This is a genomic window from Actinomadura sp. NPDC047616, assembly GCF_040642915.1.
In the GTDB taxonomy this organism is placed as follows: domain Bacteria; phylum Actinomycetota; class Actinomycetes; order Streptosporangiales; family Streptosporangiaceae; genus Spirillospora; species Spirillospora miaoliensis.
On record NZ_JBEYTB010000001.1, the window covers coordinates 389,122 to 407,060 of the forward strand.

A 17,939-nucleotide genomic window follows, 5' to 3' on the forward strand; every position below is an offset into this window, starting at 1 on the left:
GTAGCAAACCTATTTTCAGACTCTCAGACATTAATTTCAGACGACAGGATATTCGGCGTCGGATCTCTGGACTTTACGGTGGGGTGGCCGATGGATCATCCCCTGTTTCTGGAGAGACATCTATGCCTTCCACTTCCGATCGACGGGTCGGCTCGGCCGTCACGATGACCGGCGCGGTTCCTGCCACGGCTTCCGATCCCGTCGCGGCCGGCCGCGCCTGGACCGCGGCCTGGACCACCTCACCGCAGCGCCCGGGGACGGGCTTCGCCCCGAACTGGTCCGAGCAGGGGTTCGCGGACCAGACCGTCCGCCAGGTCGTCCGGCTCAGCATCGGCGGCGACACGATCCGGGTCCGGCTGTCGAACGCCTACGGGACCGAACCGCTCGTCATCGCCGGCGCCACCGTCGCCCTCAGTGCGGGCGGCGCCGCCGTCCACGCGGACACCCTCCGGCACCTCACCGCCAACGGGTCGAAGACGTTCACCATCGCGGCCGGCGCCGAACAGGCCACCGACGCGGTGCCGTTCGAAGCGGCAGGCCTGGATTCGGTGGCGGTCACGCTGTACCTGGCCGCCCCGACCGGCCCGGCGACCCATCACGAACAGGCACTGGCGACCAGCTACCGATCCGCCCGGGACCACCGGGCCGACACCGGCGGCGCGGCGTTCACCGAGACCTCGCAGTCCTGGTACTACCTGAGCGGGATCGACGTGACCGGCGGCCCGGCGCTCCCGCCCGGCATCGTCGTGTTCGGCGACTCGCTCACCGATGGCACGGGAAGCAGTCCGGACGGCAACAATCGTTTCTCCGACGCACTCGCCGAACGGCTGGCCGCCGCGGGCCGGCCGCGGGCCGTGCTGAACCAGGGCATCGGCGGCAACCGGGTGACGGTCGACTCGGCATGGTTCGGCGACCGGGCCACGGCACGATTCGCCCGCGACGTCCTCGGCCAGCCGGCTGTGGGAACGGTCATCATCCTGCTCGGCATCAACGACATCGGCATGAGCGAAGTGGCCGAGGCGTCCCCGTTCCCGACCTTCGCGCCGTACACCGACGTCTCCGCCGAGGAGGTCATCGCCGGGTACCGTGACATGATCCGGCAGGCCCACGCCGCCGGCCTTCGGGCCGTGGGAGCCACGGTGATGCCCGCCAAGCCCTCGGCGTTCTCCACCCTGCGCAGCGAGAGCAAACGCACCGCCATCAACACCTGGATCCGCACCTCCGGCGCCTATGACGCCGTCGTCGACCTCGACCGCGCGCTGCGTTCTCCCTCCGCGCCGGACACGCTCGACCCCGCCTTCGACTCCGGCGACCATCTGCACCTCAACGACGCCGGATACCGGGCCATGGCCGACGCCATCGACCTGGCCGACCTCGCCTGAACAAAACACATCGAACCTGCAGAAACCACCCCGTCGACCAACACCGGCCCCGGCGCCCACAGCACCCGCCCACCCCGATCGGCTGATCGGGGCGCCCGGGCGAGGTGATCCGCGGCGTCGGGTGGGCCGGTGTTTGGGGTGACGAGTGCGTGTGGGTGGCGGGGCGCGCGGCGAAATCCTCCTTCTACAACCTTCGGTTGTGCCCTCCTGGAGTGTCTTTTGTTGGACTTCACAGCTCCCTGACAGGTCGAATACGGGCGCCGACCACGTCCGTACGACCGCGGGGAGTGACTGGGTGGATTCGTTCGCACACCTCCATGTCCATACGGAGTACTCCATGCTGGACGGCGCGGCGAAGGTCGGGCTGCTGCTGGAGGAGGTCGCCCGCCAGGGGATGCCGGCCGTCGCGATGACCGACCACGGCAACGTGCACGGGGCGTACGAGTTCTACCACTCGGCCCGGAAGGCGGGGGTGAAGCCGGTCATCGGCATCGAGGCGTATGTCGCGCCGCAGTCGCGGCACCACCGGGGGCCGGTGTTCTGGAGCGACGATCCGGCGTTGCGGCGGGCCGACGAGGTGACGGGCAAGGGCGGTGACGTCTCCGGCCGCGGTCTCTACACGCACATGACGATGTGGGCCGCCGACGCGGACGGGTTGCGCAACCTGTTCCGGTTGCAGTCGCGGGCCTGGCTGGAAGGGCACGTCCAGAAGTACCCGCGCATGGACGACGAGCTGCTGGCCGAGCACGGGCGCGGTCTCATCGCCACCACCGGCTGCCCGTCCGGCGAGGTGCAGACGCGGCTGCGGCTCGGGCAGTACGCGCAGGCGGTCGAGGCCGCGGCGCGTTACCGGGACATGTTCGGCCCGGACAACTATTTCCTCGAACTGATGGACCACGGCATTCCCATCGAACGCCGCGTCCGCAAGGACCTGCTGAGAATCGGCAAGGAGCTGAACCTGCCGCCCCTGGCCACGAACGATTCCCATTACGTCACCGAGGACCAGGCCGAGGCGCACGACGCGCTGTTGTGCATCGGCACCGGGAAGCGGCTCGCTGACACCGCGCGGTTCCGGTTCAGCGGTACCGGCTACCACGTCAAGTCACCGCGGGAGATGCGGGCGCTCTGGGACGACGAGGTGCCGGGGGCCTGCGACAACACGCTGCTCATCGCCGAACGCGTCGGTGACTACGCGGAGGTGTTCGCCCACCGGAACCTGATGCCGAGGTTTCCCGTGCCGGACGGTGAGACCGAGGCGTCCTGGCTGCGCAGACAGGCACTGGAAGGGGCACGCCGGCGGTATGCGGGCGCGCCGTCCACGGAGGTGCTCGACCGTATCGACTACGAACTGTCGGTCATCGAGGACATGGGGTTCCCCGGCTATTTCCTGGTCGTCGCCGACATCTGCCGGTACGCGCGCGAGAACGGCATCGGCCTCGGCCCGGGGCGCGGCTCGGCGACCGGTTCGATGGTCGCCTACTGCACCGGCATCACCGAGCTCGACCCGATCGAGCACCGGCTCATCTTCGAGCGGTTCCTCAACCCCGAGCGCATCACCATGCCCGACGTCGACCTGGACTTCGACGACCGGCGCCGGGACGAGATGATCGAGTACGTGACCCGCCGGTACGGCGCGGACCGGGTCTGCCAGATCGTCACGTTCGGCACCATCAAGGCCAAGGCGGCGGTGAAGGACGCCTGCCGGGTGCTGGGCCTCCCGTACGCGCTCGGCGACCGCATCACCAAGGCGTTCCCGGCCGCCGCGGGCGGTGTGGAGATCCCGCTGTCGGCCGTGCACGACGAGCGGCATCCGCGCCACGGGGAGGCCGCCGAGCTGCGCCGCATGTACCAGGAGGAACCCGACGTCAGGCGGGTCATCGACACCGCGCTCGGGGTGGAGGGGCTCACCCGGGGGACGGGCGTGCACGCGGCCGGGGTGATCCTGTCGGCCGAGCCGCTGATCGACGTGCTGCCGCTCGTGCGGCCGAAGGCGGACGGCCCGGTCGTCACCGGTTTCCCGTTCACGCAGGCCGAGGACATGGGCCTGCTGAAAATGGACTTCCTCGGCCTGCGCAACCTCACCGTCATCGGCGACGCCGTCGCGGGCGTGAAGGCCAACCGCGGCGTCGACATCGACATCTACGACGTGCCGCTGGACGACGCGAAGACCTACGAACTGCTGGCGCGCGGTGACACCCTGGGCGTCTTCCAGCTGGACGGCACCGGAATGCGGTCGCTGCTGAAGATGATGCGGCCGACCAAGTTCACCGACATCGCCGCCGTGAACGCGCTGTACCGGCCCGGTCCGATGGAGATGAACGCCCATGTCAACTACGCGCTGCGCAAGACCGGCAGGCAGCAGGTCGAGCCGATCCACCCAGAGCTGGAGGAGGTTCTCGAGCCCATTCTCGGCGACACCTACCACCTGGTGGTGTTCCAGGAGCAGGTGATGGCCATCGCCCAGCGGCTCGCCGGATACTCCCTCGGCGCCGCCGACATGCTGCGCCGGGCGATGGGGAAAAAGAAGAAGGACGTCCTGGACGCCGAATGGGACCGCTTCTCCGCCGGAATGCGCGAACGCGGCTACTCCGCCGAGGCCGTCCAGGCGGTCTGGGACGTGCTGGTGCCGTTCAGCGGTTACGGCTTCAACAAGTCGCACACCGCCGGTTACGGCCTGGTGTCGTACTGGACGGCCTACCTCAAGGCGAACTTCCCCGCCGAGTACATGGCGGCCCTGCTCACCTCGGTCGGTGACGACAAGGACAAGATGGCCGTCTACCTGTCCGACTGCCGCCGGCTGGGCATCAAGGTGCTGCCCCCGGACGTCAACCACAGCGCGCTCGACTTCGCCGCCGTCGGGGACGACATCCGGTTCGGCCTGGGCGCGGTGCGCAACGTCGGTTCCGGGGTGGTGGACGCGATCGTCACCACCCGGCGGGAAAAGGGTCCCTACACCGACTTCGCCGACTTCCTCTCCAAGGTGCCGCCGGTGGTGTGCAACAAACGCGTTCTGGAATCGCTGGCGAAGGCCGGTGCGTTCGACGGGCTGGGACATCGCCGCAAGGGCCTGGTGGACGTCCACGAACAGGCCGTGGACGCGGTCATCGACGTCAAGCGCAACGAGGCGTACGGGCAGGACTCGCTGTTCGGATCGTCCACCGACGACGGCCTGCGAATCACCGTCCCGGACGAGGAATGGGACACCGCGACGCTTCTCGCGCACGAGCGGGAAATGCTCGGCCTCTACGTCTCCGGCCATCCCCTCGACGGCACCGAGGCGGTCCTGGCGAGCAACCGCGACCGCACCATCGCCGAGCTGCTCGCGTCCGGCCGCGCGGACGGGGAGGTCCGCCTCAGCGGCATCGTCTCCGGGCTCCAGCGCAAGGTCACCAAGCAGGGCAGCCCGTGGGCGATCGTCACGCTCGAAGACCACGACGCGAGCGTGGAGTGCCTCGTCTTCCCCAAGAGCTACCAGCTCTACGGGGAGGCGCTCGGCGAGGACCGCGTCGTGTCCGTCCACGGCCGGATCAACGTGCGGGACGAGACCTTGAGCGTCTACGCCGACGAGGTGACGCTCCTGGACGTCTCCGGCGGCGGGAAACCGGTCGTGATCTCGCTCGCCGAGCCCCGGGTGACGAAGCGGCTCGTCAGGGAGCTGAAACAGATCCTCGGCTCCCATCCCGGTGACTCCCCGGTGCATCTGCTGCTGCATTCCCGTCCGGACGGGGCGAAGAGCGTCCTGCTGGATCTCACGTGGTTCCGTGTCGCCCCCGGCCCCGCGTTCTACAGCGACATCAAGTCGCTGCTGGGCGCCGGTTCCCTCCCGCGTTCCTGACGGGCGGTTGGGCCGCGGCGGCGGACACAGAGGACGCGGAGCGTCCGGCTTGACCGGAAGGAGCCCGACGCTCCGCGCTGAACACCGCCGCAACTACAAGCGGCGATCCGAGCGAGGCGATCGCCCTCCGCCTCAGCGGAGGCCTTCTGCCGCCACGGTCCAGATTCGCCACGCCCCTGGGGATGCCCAGCGACAAAGCCCCCAAATGCCACTCAACTACGCCTTTATTGAGAATCACCCGTATTCAGGTCAACGCCTCTCGATCGTTGCCGTCGGCGGGCGGCGCGGCACCCCTGCCATGCCGCCACCGCGCCCGATTCGGGGTGATCCGCTCGGTCGGCGCCCTGACGTGGCGGTATCACAACGGGCAGTGACCGGCTGTGCGGGTCTTGTAGCGGCGCCGTCCAGGGACGGGAACCGCCGCGAAACGTCACCGCCCTACGTTCGGCCGTGAGAACTCCGGACCAGACAGACGGGAGGCCGGTCTTGAGCATCTACGACTCGATCGGTGGCGCGGCGGCCGTGGCGGCGGCGGTGGACGACTTCTACGCCCGCTTGCTCGACGATCCGAACCTCGCCCCCTTCTTCGCCGACACGGACCTGGCCCGCCTGAAGTCGCACCAGCGGTCGTTCATCGCCGCCGCCATCGGCGGATCGGAGATCTACAAGGGCCGCGACATGGCCACCGCCCACGCGGCGCTGAACATCTCCGACGAGGACTTCGACGCCGTCGTCGGCCACCTGGTCGAGACACTGCGCGGGCTGGGGGTCCCCGACGACACCATCGGCGAGATCGGCGCGAAGCTCGCGCCGCTGCGCGCCGACATCGTCACCGTCGAGAAGCAGAAGGCCGGCTGACCCCGCCCGGCCGCCGCCCCGGAGAGCAGACCGCCGGCCCTGTTCCACTGCCCGGCGAGGCTGTCGAACAGGGCCGCGGAAGGCCGACGGGCCCCGCTCAGGCGCCGACGTACGCCGCGAGGTGCTCGCCGGTGAGCGTGGAGCGGTCGGCGACGAGCTGTGCGGGGGTGCCCTGGAAGACGATCCGGCCGCCGTCGTGGCCGGCGCCGGGACCGAGGTCGATGATCCAGTCGGCGTGGGCCATGACCGCCTGGTGGTGCGCGATCACGATGACCGACTTGCCCGCGTCCACCAGCCGGTCGAGCAGGCCGAGCAGTTGCTCGACGTCGGCCAGGTGCAGGCCGGTGGTCGGCTCGTCCAGCACGTAGACGCCGCCCTCGTCGCCCATGTGCATGGCGAGCTTCAGCCGCTGCCGCTCGCCGCCGGACAGCGTCGTCAGCGGCTGGCCGAGGCTGAGGTAGCCGAGGCCGACATCCACCAGCCGGCCGAGGATGGCGTGCGCGGCCGGGATGCGCGCCTCGCCCGCGCCGAAGAATTCCTCGGCGTCGGCGACCGGCATCGCCAGCACCTCGCTGATGTCCCGGCCGCCGAGGCGGTACTCCAGCACCGACGCCTGGAACCGCCTGCCCTCGCACTCCTCGCAGGTGGTCGAGACGCCTTCCATCATGCCGAGGTCGGTGTAGATGACGCCGGCGCCGTTGCAGGCGGGGCAGGCGCCCTCGGAGTTGGCGCTGAACAGCGCCGGCTTCACGCCGTTGGCCTTCGCGAACGCCTTGCGGATCGGGTCCAGCAGCCCGGTGTAGGTGGCCGGGTTGCTCCGGCGCGAGCCGCGGATCGCCGTCTGGTCGACCGACACCACGCCCGCGCCCGCGGGGATGGAGCCGTGGACGAGCGAGCTCTTGCCGGAGCCCGCGACGCCGGTGACGACGACGAGCACCCCGAGCGGGATGTCGACGTCGACGTCCCGCAGGTTGTTGACGTTCGCCCCCCGGATCTCCAGCTTCCCGGTCGGCTCGCGCACCCGGTCCTTGAGCGCGGCCCTGTCGTCCAGGTGACGGCCGGTGAGGGTGCCGCTGCCGCGCAGCCCGTCGACCGTGCCCTCGAAGCAGACGGTGCCGCCGTGGGTGCCGGCGCCGGGACCGAGGTCCACGACGTGGTCGGCGATCGCGATCGTCTCCGGCTTGTGCTCGACCACGAGCACGGTGTTCCCCTTGTCCCGCAGTTGCAGCAGCAGGTTGTTCATGCGCTGGATGTCGTGCGGGTGCAGGCCGACGGTGGGCTCGTCGAAGACGTAGGTGACGTCGGTGAGCGAGGAGCCGAGGTGGCGGATCATCTTGACGCGCTGCGCCTCGCCGCCGGACAGCGTGCCCGACGGCCGGTCGAGCGAGAGGTAGCCCAGCCCGATCTCCACGAACTTGTCCAGGGTGTGCTGCAGCGTGGTCAGCAGCGGCCCCACCGACGGTTCGTCCAGCTCCCGCACCCACTCGGCGAGGTCGCTGATCTGCATCGCGCACAGGTCGGCGATGTTGGCGCCCTTGATCTTCGACGCCCGGGCCGGCGCGCTCAACCGGGTGCCGTCGCACTCCGGGCAGGCGGTGAAGGTGGCCGCCCGGTCCACGAACGCCCGGATGTGCGGCTGCATCGCCTCCCGGTCCTTCGTCAGGAACGACCTCCTGACCTGGACCGCCAGCCCCTCGTAGGTCATGTTGGTGCCCGAGATCTTGACCTTGGTCGGCTCCCGGTAGAGGAAGTCGTGGAGCTCCTGCTCGGTGTACTCGCGGATCGGCTTGTCCGGGTCGAAGAAGCCCGACTCGGTGTAGAAGCGCACCGACCAGCCGCCCGCCTTGAAGCCGGGCACGGTGATCGCGCCCTCGGTGAGCGACTTGTTCTCGTCGTAGAGCTGGGTGACGTCGATGTCGGAGACCGTGCCCCGCCCGTCGCAGTTCGGGCACATGCCGCCGGTCAGGGTGAAGGCCACCTTCTCGGCCTTCTTCGCGCCGCGCTCGACGGTGATCGAACCGGCCGCCCGGACCGACGGGACGTTGAAGGAGAACGACTGCGGCGAGCCGAGGTGCGGCTCCCCGAGCCGGCTGAACAGGATGCGCAGCAGCGCGTTCGCGTCGGTGACGGTGCCGACGGTGGAGCGCGGATTGGCGCCCAGCCGCTCCTGGTCGACGATGATCGCGGTGGTCAGCCCGTCGAGGACGTCGACGTCCGGCCGCGCCATCGTGGGCATGAAGCCCTGGACGAACGCGCTGTACGTCTCGTTGATCATCCGCTGCGACTCCGCGGCGATCGTCGCGAACACCAGCGAGCTCTTGCCCGAGCCGGAGACCCCGGTGAACACCGTCAGCCGGCGCTTCGGGATCTCGACGTCGACGTCCTTCAGGTTGTTCTCGCGCGCGCCCTGCACGCGGATCATGTCGTGGCTGTCGGCGACGTGCGGCGCAGGTGCCTGCGTGTCCGTCCTCGTGGCCTTGGTCATCGTCTCTCCATCTGACGGGCGGGGCCGCCCTCGGTTCTCCCGTCGCGGTAGCGCCTCGGCTCGTTCCGGCCGGGTGCTCCGCCTGCTGGCCGAAGCCCTCTGACCTGGACGGGCCACCGGGTCAGAGAGCCCGAACGTTACGCGGCGGTCACCTTCCAGAGCTGCGCGTCCTTCACCTCGGGAACACCGAGGCTCATCACGTCGAGTGAAAGCGTTATTGCGTGAATGGCGACGTCCATGGCCTTCACGCTAGGCATCGCCCGGGCGCGGGCGCTTCTCGAAACCTGATCGGTCCGATCGGCACCGAGCTCCCCCGGTTTTTCAGCGTGCCAGGACGCGGCGGGCGATCGCGTCGCGTTCGGCCGCCTCCCGCGCGGCGGTCTCCTTCTCGGCCGCGACGCGCCGGTCGTAGGCGTCGCGGGCCTCGGCGATCTGCCGCTGGTGCTCCTCGGTCCAGGTGACGAGGGGGCGGATGGTGGCGTGGAGGGTCTGCCCCATGGGGGTGAGGGCGTAGTCGACGCGGGGCGGGACGGTGGCGTGCACCGTGCGGCTGACCAGGCCGTCGCGTTCCAGGCAGCGCAGCGTCTTGCTGAGCATGCGCTGGCTGATGCCGTCCACCTCGCGGCGCAGCTCGGTGAAGCGCATGGGGCACTGGTCGAGCAGCGCGATGACGAGCAGCGACCACTTGTCGGCGATGCGGTCGAGGATCTGGCGGACCTCGCAGTCCGCGCGCGTGTCCCACTGCCTGGCCTCGTGCTCGGCGTCGGTATCCCCGCAGTAACTCAGGGACCGTGAAGTTCCGTCTTCCATAGTCCGCCATGGTCTCTGATGATGCTGTCGGTTACAAGAAGGAACCGGCAGGCTCGCCAGGAACCGGCGTCACCCATCCCGGCCACGGCGGAACCGGCCTGCCCCGTCTCAAGGGGGACCCCTCATGTCCACAGCGCAGTCGCCGCCCGGCCAGGTGGACCGCATGGACGCGCGGGCGCTCGGCCTGCTGTTCGTGCTGTGCGGCGCGATCTTCCTGGAGGGCATCGACGTCGCGATGCTGAACGTGGCGCTGCCGTCCATCCGGGCCGACCTCGGGCTGTCGACCGGCATGCTCAGCGGCGTGGTCAGCGCGTACGTGCTCGGCTACGGCGGTTTCATGCTGCTCGGCGGGCGCGCCGCCGACCTGCTGGGACGCCGCCGCATGTTCCTGTGGTGGCTTGCGGTCTTCGTCGTCTTCTCCGGTCTCGGCGGCCTGGCGACCGAGGGCTGGATGCTGCTGACGGCCCGTTTCGTCACGGGCGTGGCGGCCGGGTTCATGGCCCCCGCCGGGCTGTCGCTCATCACCACGGGCTTCGCCGAGGGGCCCGTCCGCGACCGCGCCCTGCTGGTCTACGCGGGGACGGCCGCGGGCGGGTTCTCGCTGGGCCTGGTCGTCGGCGGGCTGCTCACCGCCGTCCACTGGCGCTGGGTGTTCTTCGCACCGGTCGCGTTGTCGCTGCTGATCCTGCTGGTCGCCGTCCCGGTGCTGCGCGCGCTGGACGACGACCGGACGGCCCGGCGCGGCCTCGGCGACTTCGACCTGGCCGGGGCCGTCACCGTGACCGGGTCGATGCTGCTGCTGGTGTACGGGGTGGTCCGGCTGGAGCACCCCGCCGACGGGTGGGGCTGGACGATCGCCGTGTTCGCCGCCGGGCTGGCCCTGCTCGGCGCCTTCGCCGCGATCGAACGACGCGCCGCCGCGCCGCTGGTGCGTCCGGGCGTGCTGCGGTCGGCGCCGCTGGTGCGGGCCAACGTGGCCGCGCTGCTGCTGACCGGCGGCTTCTTCGGCTTCCAGTTCCTGGTGACGCTGTACCTGCAGGAGGTGCGGGGCTGGTCGACGATCGAGACCGGGCTGGCCATGGTGCTGCTCGGGCTGGACGCGGTGCTGGCGCCCACGCTCACGCCCGTGCTGGTCCGCAGGTTCGGCAACGTCCGGGTGATCTTCGGCGGGTTCGTGCTGGCCACGCTGGCGTACGTGCTGTTCCTGCGGGTGGAGCAGGACTGGACCTACGCCGCCATGCTCCCGTCGGTGATCCTCATCGGGGTGGCGTTCGCGCTGGCGTACGGGCCGATCACCATCGCCGCCACCGAGGGCGTCGACGAGTCCGAGCAGGGCCTGGCCGGCGGGCTGCTGTACACCGCGTTCCAGTTCGGCGCCGCGTTCGGCGTCTCCGCCGTCACCGCCGTGCACGTGGCCGCGCTCGGTGACGCGGGCGGCCCGTCCGCCGCCGGGGTGGACGCCGTCCGCACCGCGCTGGTCGTGCCCGTGGTCGCGGCCGTCCTGGGCACGGTCGCCATCGGCACCGGCCTGCGCCGCCGCCGCGCCGTGATCGCCGCCGACACTCCCCTCGCCCCCGCCGAGCAGCAGCTGACAAGGAGCGCCTGATGGCCACGAAAGTCTCGTCGTTCGCCGCGATCCGCGACGTCTTCGACTCCTACATCGGTGACATCGTGTACGCGACCATGACCACGGTCGACGCGAAGGGACGGCCGCGCGCCCGGGTGCTGATCCCCGTCTGGGAGGTCGTGGACGGGCGGCCGCTCGGCTGGCTCGCCACGTACAAGACCCCGGTGAAGGCGGCGCACCTGGCGAACAACCCGCACACCACCTTCTCCTACTGGACGCCCCGGCAGAACGCCGTGTACGTCGACACGGTCGCCGAATGGGTCGACGACGCGGACGTCAAGCGGCGCGTGTGGGACCTGTACCGCAAGGGCAGCCCGCCCGGCGCGGGCTACGACTGCGGCAACTTCTGGCGGGGACCCGCCGACCCGCAGTTCCACGTCCTGCGCCTGGAGCCGTGGCGCGTCCAGGTAGTCCGCGGCACCGACCTGCACAGCCGCATCTGGCAGTCCTGAGCACGCGAACCGGCCGGTGGAGGACCCAACGCCCTCCACCGGCCGCGCCCTTGACAGCAAGACCGCGTCCGCCATGGCACCCCCGGCTGCACCACGGCGCCGACCGGCGGCTTCGGATTCGCTACCCGCCCGGCCCGACCACACGCACCCTTCCACGCGCGGCAGGGGCCACGACCGGATGGCCGTGGCCCCTCGTTCCAGCGAGCTGTCAGCGTGTCGGACACCGCCTGACGCGCGTCGGCCCCGCCGGAGTTCGCGGCGGGCGCACACGGTCGCACGGCCGGGGGTTCCGCGCCGTCACCGCGTGCGCTGACGCGGTACTACACGCTGGCGCAGATCGCGAAGACGGAGATGCCGACGTCGTTGTACCCGATCTGGCGTCCCAGGCCGATCCAGCCGTTGTTGCCGTCGGTCGGGAAGCTGCCGACCAGGATCGCTCCGTTGCCCCGCGCCTCGGCGCCGCCGCCGATGACCTGCTTGCCGCTGGGGCAGTAGGCCACACGGCGCTGGAAGTTCGGCACGTTGGCGTTGGGCAGCCGGACGACCTCGTAGCCGGGAATGGCCGCCACCTTCGACGCGGTGGCGGCCTGCTGTGCGGGCGCCGCCTGGTCGGCCTGGGCCGCGGCCGTGGTGCCCGTTACCGCGGCGACCAGAGCGCCGGCTGCGATCAAGTGCCCCTTGCGCATGGAAGCTCCTTTTCTGATGAGCCGTGTCCCGGGCGTTCTCGGCCTGCGGACCCGGTGGGATGGAACGAATGCGATAGGAGCTTTGCCAGGCCACGGGCTTAACAATCGCGCATGGCCACTCTGGGTCACCAAGAGTAAACAATCCGTCAAGTCCCGGGGCCGCCTCACATTTTCCAGGGCTGTGTCGTCGGACAGCTAACGGGCTTGCCCCGGCCCCCTCGCGGGGGGGGACGCCGATCGCCGCCGCGGGCTTCGACGCCGGGGGCGCCCACACTCGCTGCACGGAGAGCCCATGAACCTCACACTGTGGATCGTCACCGGACTGCTGGCCGTCGCCTTCCTGGCCGGCGGCGTCATCAAGCTGATCAGGCCGAGGGAGAAGCTGGCCGCCGCCCCCGGCGGGGGCTGGGTCGAGGACTTCGGCGCCGGCGCCGTCAAGGCCATCGGTGCCGTTGAGGTGCTGGGTGCGGCGGGCCTGGTCCTGCCCGCCGCGCTCGGCATCGCGCCGGTCCTGGTGCCACTGGCCGCCGTCGGCCTGGTGTTGCTGATGGTCGGCGCGATGATCACGCACCTGCGCCGGCACGAGGCCACGGCGATCGTGGTGAACCTGGTCTATCTCGCCCTGGCCGGCTTCGTGGCGTGGGGGCGCTTCGGTCCGGAGTCCTTCACCGGCTGACCGTGTGCGGCAGCTCACACGGCTCCGGTCTCCGTTCGATGTCACATTCCAGGCCCTTCGTTCCGTCTCGTGGTCGACGGCCCGTTCGTCACGAGGCGCCGAGGAGGTGGCATGAGCGCCGTCACGGAAGGGAACGCACGCGAACGGTTCGACCTGACGATGCTCCACGCGGCGTACTGGGCGTTCCGTCGCGACACGGAGCGCCTCGCGGCCGCGACCGGTCCTGATGGGGACCGCACCGGCACCTGTCCGCCGCCGCATGACATCTGGGCTCTGTTCAGCCTCCACTGGCGCGTCCAGCACGCAGCCGAGCGGCGGGCGCTGTGGACGGTGATGTGCGGCAGGGTCCCGGCAGGCCGTGCACACGGCACCGTGCTGGACGAGATGGACGAAGGCGCCGTCCGGCTCGTCCCGCTGCTCGACACGGTCGACACGGCGCTGCGGCGCGGTGACCGAAGCGTCCTCGCCCGCCGCGCACCGGCGCTCCGCGACGCGGTGCACGCCCATCTCGACCACAAGGAGACCCACGTCCTGCCGCTGATCCACGAGACCCTCACGCCCTACGAGTGGGGCACGTTCGACGTCGAGTTCCGCCGCGAGGTGGGACTCAGGGGCCTCGGTGTGTTCCTGGCCTGGCTGCTGGACGGCGCGCCCGAGACCACGGCCCGAGCCGTCCTGCGCCTGATGCCGCCGCCGGTCCGGCTCCTCCACCGGACCGGCCGGCTCCCCCGCCGCCCGCGGCGCGCGCACCGCGCGGCATCGCCCTGACACGTCAGACCTCCCCATCTCACCCGCACGAAAGGACCTGGAGCATGGCAGGTACACGGGCACCCCGCGCGGCACAGGCGCCACCGAGGGCACTGGACACCGCGACGCGGGCCCTGGACGAGCGTTTCGGGACGACCGGCTTCGCCCGCAAGGCCCTGCGCAAGGCGTTCCCGGACCAGTGGAGCTTCCTGCTCGGCGAGATCGCGATGTACTCGTTCGTGATCCTGCTGCTGACCGGGGTGTTCCTGACGCTGTTCTTCAAGCCGAGCATGACCGAGGTCGTCTACAACGGCTCCTACGCGAAGCTGCGCGGCGTGGAGATGAGCGAGGCGTACGCGTCGTCCCTGAAGATCAGCTTCGAGGTGCGGGGCGGGCTGCTGGTGCGGCAGATCCACCACTGGGCGACGCTCATCTTCATGGCGGCGATCCTCGCCCACCTGCTGCGCAACTTCTTCAGCGGCGCGTTCCGCAAGCCGCGCGAGCTGAACTGGCTCATCGGCGTGGCGATGTTCGTGCTCGTCATGCTGAACGGCCTGTTCGGCTACTCGCTGCCGGACGACCTGCTGTCGGGCACCGGCATCCGGATCCTGGAGGGCGTCCTCGCGTCGATTCCGCTCGTCGGGACGTACCTGGTGATGTTCCTGTTCGGCGGGGAGTACCCGGGGGAGGACATCATCCCGCGGCTGTACGTCATCCACGTGCTGCTGATCCCCGGGATCCTGGCCGCGCTGATCCCGCTGCACGCCATCGTGCTGACCTGGCGGCAGACGCACACGATGTTCCCGGGACGCGGCGGATCCAACTCGACCGTCCGCGGCTACCCGTTCTTCCCGACGTTCATCGCCAAGACGACGGCGCTGTTCCTGTGGGTGCTGGGCATCACGACGCTGCTGGCCGCGTTCGTCCAGATCAATCCGATCTGGCTGTTCGGCCCGTACGACCCGGGCGCGATCAGCGCCGGCTCACAGCCGGACTGGTACATGGGCTGGCTGGAGGGCGCCCTGCGCATCATGCCGGCGTGGGAGATCAACGCGTGGGGGCACACGCTTCCGCTGAGCGTCATCATCCCCACGCTCGTCGTTCCGGGACTGCTGTTCACCGGGCTGGCCGTCTACCCGTTCATCGAACGGTGGGTCACCGGCGACAACGCGATCCACCACCTGCTGGACCGTCCCCGCGACGTCCCCGCGCGGACCGGCGTCGGCGTCGCCGGCGTCGTCTTCTACGGTCTGCTGTGGGCGGCGGGCGGCAACGACATCCTCGCCCACAAATTCGAGATCCCGCTGTTCTGGACGACGTGGTTCTTCCGGGGCGCGGTGATCCTCGGACCCGTGCTCGGCTACGTCGTCGCCTACCGCGTCTGCGTCGGCCTCCAGCGGCGCGACCTCGGGCTCGTCCGGCACGGGCTGGAGACAGGGATCATCCGGCAGACGCCCGACGGGAAGTTCGAGGAGGTGCACCGGCACCTGCCCGCCGAGGAGACCGCCGCGATCACCGACCCGCGTCCCGCTCCCGCCGTTCCGCTGGACGTGCCGCCCCCGGTCGACGACATCAGGCGCCCGCAGGCCCGCCGCCGCCTGACCCGCGTGCGCACCTCTCTCAACCGCCGATTCCGCGCCGACATCGCCACGGTGCCCACTCCCCCCGCCGTGGAGCAGCCAGACGGCGACAAGTCCCTGACCGACCGAGAAAACGCCCCGTCCAGCTAGGCGCGGCGGGGCGGCCAGCCACATCGGGCACCTCGAAGGGACGGAATCGACGCGGCATCCCCGCCGTCATCGCCCGGCGGGGATGCCGCGTCTCCACGGTCACGCCGACCGCGGCCAATACCGTGGTCACGGGACGGCGCGGGACGATCGGCCGGTCATCCACCATTCGCCTTGCGTGCGGCCTGGGAGGTGACGCGCTCAATGGCCCGGACGGCGACACCGGGCTGGTCGACGTAGATGTAGTGCTCGCTTTTCGTGGCCGTGCTCAGCTTGCTGCGGCTGGACACCGCGAGCCATTTGCGCTGGCCCGCCGACCACGCCTGCTCCAGGCGCGGCCCGTACTGGGGGACGGCCGCGAGATACGGCTTCCCATGCTGGATCACCTCGACCGGAATCCGTCCGGCCGAACGCACCTGCGCGTCGTCGATGACGAGCTTCTCCGGGTTCTGTCCCTGGAATACCGCGATGTTCTGCGCGCGCAACTGGGCCGCCGGACCCGTGGCGGACTCGGGGATCACCTTCGTGACGTCGCCGACCATTGTCGGTGACGTGGCGTCCATCAGGACCAGCCCCTTGACCCTGTCCTGATGGTCGGGGGCGTACCTGGCGGCGATCAGCCCGCCCAGCGAGTGCCCGGCCAGAACGACCGGACGGTCACCGGCGACCCGGTCGAGCACCCCGGTCAGGACCTTCCCGGTGCTGGCGAAACTCTGCGGGCCGTCCGGCTGGTCGCTCGCCCCCTCGCCGAGCCGGTCGTAGGAGCAGACCCGGTTCTTCCCGCTCAGGGTGTTCTGGAGGGCGGCCATCTTGTCCAGCCCGTCCCCCAGTCCGGGCATCAGGACGATGACCGGCCTGCCTTTCGCCGCGCCGCCCGCACAGGACACGTTCACCGACCGTCCGCCCACATCGATCTTCTTGGTTCCAGAGATCGGTTCGGCCTCGGCTTTCCGCGTCTCGGAGGCGAACGGGTCCCAGTCCGCCAAGGCGCCATCGCAGCCGACGAGTCCCGCACCGAGCACGGTGCCGCACAGTGCGACCACAACGGACGCCTTGATCTTTCCGAGCATGATTTCCTCCACGGGGAGAATCGACACCGAGATGATTCACGCGGCGGTGTTTCGGGAAAGCGCCGGAGCACCGCGGCCATGCCGAAACGCTATGGAATCGGCGCCTCGGGAATCGTCACCGCCCGGTGGACATTCGCCGGTAGCTCGCATGGGGGACAAGGGCGGGGCCGGCGTGGCGTCGCCGCCGCCCGCACTCCGTGGATGCCGATCGAGCCGTAATTCGGCAGGGGCTTCGCCGTGGCCGCTACCCTCTCCCAGTGATCGACCTTCGGAGGGTCCGGGAACTGTGGCTGCGGAGCGACGTCACCGTACGTGACCTTCCGCTCGCACTGCTGCTGGTCGCCACATCGCTCCTGCCGTCGTTCCGCGGCTACGAGACGCAGGTCGGCGACCTGCCGGCGCGCCCCTTCGACGCGCTGGCCCTCGTGGTGCTCGCCCTGGAGTGCTTCCCGCTCGCCGTGCGGCGGCGGTGGCCGGCCGTCTGCCTCATCCTGGTGTCGCTCGCCTTCACCGTCGCCGAGCTCCGCAGCTACCACATGGTCGCGGGCACCGCGCTGCCGATCGCGTTGCTGAGCGCGGGCGCCCATCTGGAACGTCACCGGCGGGCCGTCATCGTCGGGCTGTCGGCGGCGTACGCGCTGCTGGCGGTCACGCTCGACCGGTTCGGCTCGACCGAGGGACCGGAAGGGTTCGTGACGTTCTACCTGGCGCTGGCGGGGACGTGGGGGATCGGGTCCTGGTGGCGCTCCAGCCGGGCGGCCGAGGCCGAACGCCGCCGCCGCATCGCCGAGGCCACCCTCGACGCCGAACGCGCCCGCATCGCCCGGGAACTGCACGACGTGGTGTCCCACCACGTGACGGCGATGGTCGTGCAGGCCGAGGCGGCACGGTACCTGACGGCCGCGCCCGCCCGCCTGGAGGAGACCCTCGGCGCCGTCACCGACTCCGGCAGGCAGGCCATCACCGACCTGCGGCACATGCTCGACCTGCTCAATCCCGACCACGACACCGGCCCCCACCAGGACACCGGCCAGGGCACCGGCCAGGGCGCCGGCCAGGGCGCCGATGCCGGCATGCCGTCCGTCGCCGATCTGCACGCGCTCGTGGAGCAGACGCGCCGGGCCGGGCAGCCGGTGGAGTTCACCGAGGAGGGCACGCCGGCGGAGACCACCGGAAGCGCCGAGCTGGTGGCCTTCCGGGTCGTGCAGGAGGCGTTGACGAACGCCCTCAAGTACGCCCACGGCAGCCGCACCGCGGTCGGCGTGCGCCATGGCGAAAAGGAGATCACCGTGGAGGTCAGCACCGACGGCACCGGCTCAAGCGCCGGCTCTCCCGGCGGAAGCGGGCGGGGTCTGGCCGGGCTCCGCGAACGGGTCGACGCCCTGGGCGGCGACTTCACCGCCGACCGGCGGCCGGACGGCGGCTTCGTCGTACGCGCCCGCATCCCACGGCAGGCCGGCCGTGACCGCACCGATCCGGGTCCCGCTCTGTGACGACCCCACCGGGAGCGGTGGCCGGGAGTTCTGACGGGTGACGGCGTTCTCCCGAACTCGGCCGCTGAAAATTCCCGAACTTGTCCGCTAA

Annotated in this window: 13 protein-coding genes; 9 read left to right on the plus strand and 4 right to left on the minus strand. The window is 70.5% G+C overall.

Features of this window, described 5'->3' with window-relative positions; translation table 11 throughout:
* Window positions 1–122 precede the first annotated feature (122 nt).
* The 3 genes from ABZ801_RS01980 (at window position 123) to ABZ801_RS01990 (ending at window position 6,075) form a co-directional block, all read left to right on the plus strand.
* A complete protein-coding gene (locus tag ABZ801_RS01980; protein WP_360691517.1) occupies window positions 123–1,382 on the plus strand; it encodes an SGNH/GDSL hydrolase family protein in 1,260 nt (419 codons plus the stop codon).
* Window positions 1,383–1,677: 295 nt separating this feature from the next.
* Window positions 1,678–5,217: a DNA polymerase III subunit alpha gene (dnaE, locus tag ABZ801_RS01985; RefSeq protein WP_360691520.1), complete on the plus strand. Its 3,540-nt coding sequence runs from the start codon at window positions 1,678–1,680 to the stop codon at window positions 5,215–5,217.
* A 486-nt stretch (window positions 5,218–5,703) separates the two neighbouring features.
* Complete coding sequence (locus tag ABZ801_RS01990; RefSeq protein ID WP_344941961.1) at window positions 5,704–6,075, plus strand: group 1 truncated hemoglobin; 372 nt, start codon at window positions 5,704–5,706, stop codon at window positions 6,073–6,075.
* 97 nt (window positions 6,076–6,172) lie between these two features.
* Here the strand turns inward: ABZ801_RS01990 and ABZ801_RS01995 are convergent, their stop codons facing one another.
* Together ABZ801_RS01995 and ABZ801_RS02000 are read right to left on the minus strand one after the other, a co-directional pair.
* Complete coding sequence (locus ABZ801_RS01995; RefSeq protein WP_360691524.1) at window positions 6,173–8,560, minus strand: excinuclease ABC subunit UvrA; 2,388 nt, start codon at window positions 8,558–8,560, stop codon at window positions 6,173–6,175.
* A 321-nt stretch (window positions 8,561–8,881) separates the two neighbouring features.
* The gene (locus ABZ801_RS02000; RefSeq protein ID WP_360691526.1) at window positions 8,882–9,370 is read right to left on the minus strand and encodes a helix-turn-helix domain-containing protein; all 489 of its coding nucleotides are present in this window, start codon (window positions 9,368–9,370) and stop codon (window positions 8,882–8,884) included.
* Window positions 9,371–9,494: 124 nt separating this feature from the next.
* Here ABZ801_RS02000 and ABZ801_RS02005 point away from each other — a divergent pair, with 124 nt between their 5' ends.
* Window positions 9,495–10,976, plus strand: a complete 1,482-nt coding sequence (locus ABZ801_RS02005; protein WP_360691529.1) for an MFS transporter — start codon at window positions 9,495–9,497, stop codon at window positions 10,974–10,976.
* On the plus strand, window positions 10,976–11,449 hold the full coding sequence (locus tag ABZ801_RS02010) for a pyridoxamine 5'-phosphate oxidase family protein (protein ID WP_360691532.1): 474 nt from the start codon (window positions 10,976–10,978) through the stop codon (window positions 11,447–11,449). Before ABZ801_RS02005 ends, ABZ801_RS02010 begins: the two co-directional genes overlap by 1 nt.
* A gap of 320 nt (window positions 11,450–11,769) precedes the next feature.
* Here ABZ801_RS02010 and ABZ801_RS02015 read toward each other — a convergent pair whose 3' ends face one another.
* Entirely contained in the window at window positions 11,770–12,135 is a 366-nt protein-coding gene (locus tag ABZ801_RS02015; protein WP_360691535.1) for a hypothetical protein, read from the minus strand.
* Between the two features lie 292 nt (window positions 12,136–12,427).
* On the opposite strand from ABZ801_RS02015, the gene ABZ801_RS02020 reads away from it, so the two are divergent.
* From ABZ801_RS02020 to ABZ801_RS02030, 3 genes are all read left to right on the plus strand, one after another.
* Window positions 12,428–12,811 (plus strand): DoxX family protein, encoded by a 384-nt coding sequence (locus ABZ801_RS02020; protein ID WP_360691538.1) that lies wholly within the window; start codon window positions 12,428–12,430, stop codon window positions 12,809–12,811.
* 111 nt (window positions 12,812–12,922) lie between these two features.
* Complete coding sequence (locus tag ABZ801_RS02025; RefSeq protein WP_360691541.1) at window positions 12,923–13,579, plus strand: hypothetical protein; 657 nt, start codon at window positions 12,923–12,925, stop codon at window positions 13,577–13,579.
* A 44-nt stretch (window positions 13,580–13,623) separates the two neighbouring features.
* Entirely contained in the window at window positions 13,624–15,288 is a 1,665-nt protein-coding gene (locus ABZ801_RS02030; protein ID WP_360691544.1) for a ubiquinol-cytochrome c reductase cytochrome b subunit, read from the plus strand.
* Between the two features lie 155 nt (window positions 15,289–15,443).
* Here the strand turns inward: ABZ801_RS02030 and ABZ801_RS02035 are convergent, their stop codons facing one another.
* Window positions 15,444–16,355 carry an alpha/beta fold hydrolase gene (locus tag ABZ801_RS02035; RefSeq protein ID WP_360691547.1) on the minus strand — a complete coding sequence of 304 codons (912 nt, stop codon included), beginning with the start codon at window positions 16,353–16,355 and terminating at the stop codon, window positions 15,444–15,446.
* Window positions 16,356–16,612: 257 nt separating this feature from the next.
* Here ABZ801_RS02035 and ABZ801_RS02040 point away from each other — a divergent pair, with 257 nt between their 5' ends.
* Window positions 16,613–17,848 (plus strand): histidine kinase, encoded by a 1,236-nt coding sequence (locus tag ABZ801_RS02040; RefSeq protein ID WP_360691550.1) that lies wholly within the window; start codon window positions 16,613–16,615, stop codon window positions 17,846–17,848.
* The last annotated feature ends 91 nt before the right edge of the window (window positions 17,849–17,939 follow it).

Excerpts from the sequence above, each read along its gene's own strand:
- ABZ801_RS01980 (WP_360691517.1), top strand. The coding sequence starts at position 123 with ATGCCTTCCACTTCCGATCGACGGGTCGGCTCGGCCGTCACGATGACC.
- ABZ801_RS01995 (WP_360691524.1), bottom strand. The coding sequence starts at position 8,560 with ATGACCAAGGCCACGAGGACGGACACGCAGGCACCTGCGCCGCACGTC.
- ABZ801_RS02000 (WP_360691526.1), bottom strand. The coding sequence starts at position 9,370 with ATGGAAGACGGAACTTCACGGTCCCTGAGTTACTGCGGGGATACCGAC.
- ABZ801_RS02005 (WP_360691529.1), top strand. The coding sequence starts at position 9,495 with ATGTCCACAGCGCAGTCGCCGCCCGGCCAGGTGGACCGCATGGACGCG.
- ABZ801_RS02010 (WP_360691532.1), top strand. The coding sequence starts at position 10,976 with ATGGCCACGAAAGTCTCGTCGTTCGCCGCGATCCGCGACGTCTTCGAC.
- ABZ801_RS02015 (WP_360691535.1), bottom strand. The coding sequence starts at position 12,135 with ATGCGCAAGGGGCACTTGATCGCAGCCGGCGCTCTGGTCGCCGCGGTA.
- ABZ801_RS02020 (WP_360691538.1), top strand. The coding sequence starts at position 12,428 with ATGAACCTCACACTGTGGATCGTCACCGGACTGCTGGCCGTCGCCTTC.
- ABZ801_RS02025 (WP_360691541.1), top strand. The coding sequence starts at position 12,923 with ATGAGCGCCGTCACGGAAGGGAACGCACGCGAACGGTTCGACCTGACG.
- ABZ801_RS02030 (WP_360691544.1), top strand. The coding sequence starts at position 13,624 with ATGGCAGGTACACGGGCACCCCGCGCGGCACAGGCGCCACCGAGGGCA.
- ABZ801_RS02035 (WP_360691547.1), bottom strand. The coding sequence starts at position 16,355 with ATGCTCGGAAAGATCAAGGCGTCCGTTGTGGTCGCACTGTGCGGCACC.